This window comes from Shewanella sp. SW32 (genome assembly GCF_025653365.1).
In the GTDB taxonomy this organism is placed as follows: Bacteria; Pseudomonadota; Gammaproteobacteria; order Enterobacterales; family Shewanellaceae; genus Shewanella; species Shewanella oncorhynchi.
On the sequence record NZ_JAKKSJ010000083.1, the window covers coordinates 1 to 1,855 of the forward strand.

Here is a 1,855-nt window from a genome sequence, read left to right on the forward strand (position 1 = left end):
AAACCAGTTGCACTAAACCAGTTGCACTGGGTGCTGGATGTGAGTTTAGGTGAGGATGCGTGCCAGATATACCGTGGTAATGCAGCGACTAATCTTGCCACGATGCGACACTTTGGTTTGAATATGTTACGCGCTGAGAAGCGAAAAATGAGTATCAGAAGAAAGCAGCGTCAGGCATTGATGAATGAGGCTTATTTGGATGCGGTGCTTGAAGCCGGCATGAGTGTGGTTATTAAATGACCACTCGTAATCTCACCCTGGGGGTAAGCCTGAGAATGTGATATATCACAGCGATCAAGGTTCGCATTACACGAGCTTGAAATTCAGACAATTAATATGGCGTCTTCAGATTGAGCAAAGTATGAGTCGCCGCGGGAATTGTTGGGATAACGCACCAATGGAGCGTTTCTTTAGAAGTTTGAAATCTGAGTGGATACCCGCCAATGGTTATGGGAATTTTACAGAAGCAGATAAAGAGATCACAAATTACATCACTGGATATTACAGTGAGACCAGACCCCATCAATATAATGGTGGGTTAACGCCAAATGAGTCAGAACGTTTATATTGGAATGACTCTAAAATCGTGGCCAATTTTACTTGACCACTACACTTCGACAGGTAGGCGAACTCGAACATGACACTTATTTTCTGTAGGAGACTTATCTTCGCCAAGGGCTAGAAAGTAAACTACGAGGTTTACGTAGCAGTCCCCCTTGCTCCATTTCGATCTCTGGACGTTGAGCGCAGCGATACTCTCGCCTTGATCCTTTCTCCAGGTCACACTTGACTTCTTAGACCCCCGTTCTTGATTCAGTAAATCACTCTATCTTTGCAAAATTTAAGCGAGCATTGATCAAAGAGCAACAACGCGAAAGTACCATGCTTGCGAAGAAAGAGGTATATAAAGGCAGAAAACAGGCTCTCAGAATAGAACAAATAACTGAACTTAAGCAAAGGCTGTTGCAGATGAAAATAAGAAGGCTTTAGCAACTGAGAATTAGATTAGCCAGCAGACATTATATTCTTATCTCAAAGGATCTTAAAATTCAGATCACGTATAGAAATTGTCTTAAGGTTAATTTCGAGGGGATGGGCGCAAAAACCTACAAAGTTTGAATCTCTTCATTGCGAGCTGTTAAAATAAGAGAGCAGTGAGTTAGCACCGTATTGTTCAGGAATACAAATAATCATGACAATAGATAAAATCTCACTTATCAACTTAATACTGATGGCAACACTTGTTTCCCCAACAACAAATGCAGACTCTATAGATATCAAAGCGTTACAGCTTAAGGCCAATCACAGCGACACTCAAACCAGACTTGAACTTGCCGAACATTTCTAAAACGGAAATGACGTTGAACAAAATCTGGAAAAAGCATTAACTATATTGCTTAACAACTTTGAATATGTAGGGTTCTTGAATTACTACGAGTAAATTCATGCAGTTATAACTAGATTGCCAAACTCATTATGCCACTACACTATATATTTCATGATTTAGAATCCATTCATAAGTTTTTTCTAAAAAACTCAATCAACTTATCCCATGGAATAAATGCAGTTCTATCATACAAATCAACATGGCCTGCATCTTTAACATAGTAAAGCTCCTTTGGCAGGGCAAGATCACGAACATTTAACGCGCACTTTAACATAACTGATTGACCGCGATCTTCCGTTGTGATCAGATACTGGCTTTTACGCGGAGCCAGTTTATGAACATCGATATTTTTGCAGAGCACTTTTCAGAATTAGAAGACCCAAGGCAAGCATCTAAGGTCGTTTATCCCTTGTTTGACGTGGTGTTTTTAACGCTGTGTGCAGTTATCGCAGGCTGTGAGGGCTGGGA

The 1,855-nt window shown here is 40.6% G+C and carries 4 protein-coding genes and 1 pseudogene; 4 read left to right on the forward strand and 1 reads right to left on the reverse strand.

Features of this window, described 5'->3' with window-relative positions; translation table 11 throughout:
• The coding region (locus tag L5M28_RS23825) for a transposase (protein WP_411569320.1) at positions 1–240 on the forward strand (240 nt) is incomplete at its 5' end.
• 22 nt (positions 241–262) lie between these two features.
• Positions 263–604, forward strand: a pseudogene (locus tag L5M28_RS23830) (integrase core domain-containing protein); the annotation flags it as partial.
• Positions 605–607: 3 nt separating this feature from the next.
• Here the strand turns inward: L5M28_RS23830 and L5M28_RS24250 are convergent.
• Positions 608–817 carry a DUF4304 domain-containing protein gene (locus L5M28_RS24250; RefSeq protein WP_411569195.1) on the reverse strand — a complete coding sequence of 70 codons (210 nt, stop codon included), beginning with the start codon at positions 815–817 and terminating at the stop codon, positions 608–610.
• A gap of 375 nt (positions 818–1,192) precedes the next feature.
• Here L5M28_RS24250 and L5M28_RS23835 point away from each other — a divergent pair, with 375 nt between their 5' ends.
• Both L5M28_RS23835 and L5M28_RS23840 read left to right on the forward strand, forming a co-directional pair.
• Positions 1,193–1,348 carry a hypothetical protein gene (locus L5M28_RS23835; protein WP_198572234.1) on the forward strand — a complete coding sequence of 52 codons (156 nt, stop codon included), beginning with the start codon at positions 1,193–1,195 and terminating at the stop codon, positions 1,346–1,348.
• A 373-nt stretch (positions 1,349–1,721) separates the two neighbouring features.
• Positions 1,722–1,855: transposase family protein (locus L5M28_RS23840; RefSeq protein WP_263203107.1), on the forward strand; the 134-nt coding region annotated here is incomplete at its 3' end.